Origin of the sequence: Anoxybacillus sp. J5B_2022, from assembly GCF_026847645.1 — a bacterium.
In the GTDB taxonomy this organism is placed as follows: domain Bacteria; phylum Bacillota; class Bacilli; order Bacillales; family Anoxybacillaceae; genus Anoxybacteroides.
In genome coordinates, this window is sequence record NZ_JAPSMC010000150.1 from 1 (window position 1) to 1202 (window position 1202).

General features: G+C 54.6%; 1 protein-coding gene. It reads left to right on the plus strand.

Annotated features, from left to right (window positions below; genetic code table 11):
* A partial coding sequence (locus tag M4I42_RS16900) for an IS1634 family transposase (protein ID WP_268853193.1) occupies positions 1–1202 on the plus strand: 1202 nt, incomplete at both ends.

A 1202-nucleotide genomic window follows, 5' to 3' on the forward strand; every position in this document is an offset into this window, starting at 1 on the left:
CGTATGAATCGGCCTCGCCGGATGCCTTGCAGATTACGCATGGCTACAACCGGCATCATCGTTGGCAAAAGCAGATCGGATTTGGGCTGATTGGCAACGAGGATGGCATCCCGTTTTATGGCGATGTACACGACGGCAACCTGCCGGATAAGACGTGGAATCCCGAGGTGTTGTCCCGTGTGCAGAAACAGCTGAAGCAGGCGAAGATCGAAGATGAATGGATTTATGTTGCCGATTCTGCCGCCATGACGAAAGACACACTGGCGCAAACGAAGGCCGCCAACGCCTTTTTGATCACAAGAGGCCCTTCTTCGCTCCGGATCGTCAAAACCGCGCTGGCTAAAGCTGATGCCCAAGACACGCCGTGGAGCGATCCGTTCTCCTTAGCGGAGAAAAACGGAGCCACCTACCGGGTGTGGGAAACGACATCGACGTACGAAGGTCATTCGGTCCGGTTGATCGTCGTTGAATCCAGCGCGCTCGACCAACGAAAAGGAAAGACGCTCGAAAAAGAGCGAAACCAAGAAGCAGAGCTTCTTCGGCAGAAACAAACCCAGTGGGAAAGCCGTCTGTTTTCGTGCCGGGAAGACGCCGAACAAGCCCTAGCGTCTCTAAAGGCGTCCCTTCGTCTCCGGTTCCATCGCGTCGAGGCGTCGGTCGAAGCGATCGTGCGTCCGAAAAAACGGCGCGGACGTCCGAAAAAAGGGGCGGAACCGGACATGGAAACGCTGTACGCCCTTCGCTTGAACGTGGAATTCGACCAAGATGCGTGGGAACAGGCGAGACGGAAAGCGTCCCGGTTTGTCCTTGTCACGACCGTTCCGGAGGAATGGAAAGGTCAACCGATGGATGCGAAAGAGATCTTGAAGTTGTATAAAGGCCAAATCTCGGTGGAAATGAACTTCTCTTTCTTGAAAGACCCGTTCTTTACGGATGAGATTTACGTAAAAAAACCGGAACGGGTCGCGGTATTGGGCTATTTGTTTCTGTTGGCCTTGGCGATTTACCGCGTCTTCCAGCGCCGGGTGCGTCAGTTCATCACCCCGGAACACCCATTAAAGGGCGCGGGAGGCCGGAAACTGACCCGACCGACCGGACAAGCGATTTTTCAATTGTTTTGGTATGTCAGAGTCGTCCTGTTGGAACTGCCGGATGGACGAATTCAACGCGCGTTAGGTCAACCGCTCACGTACGAGCAGCGA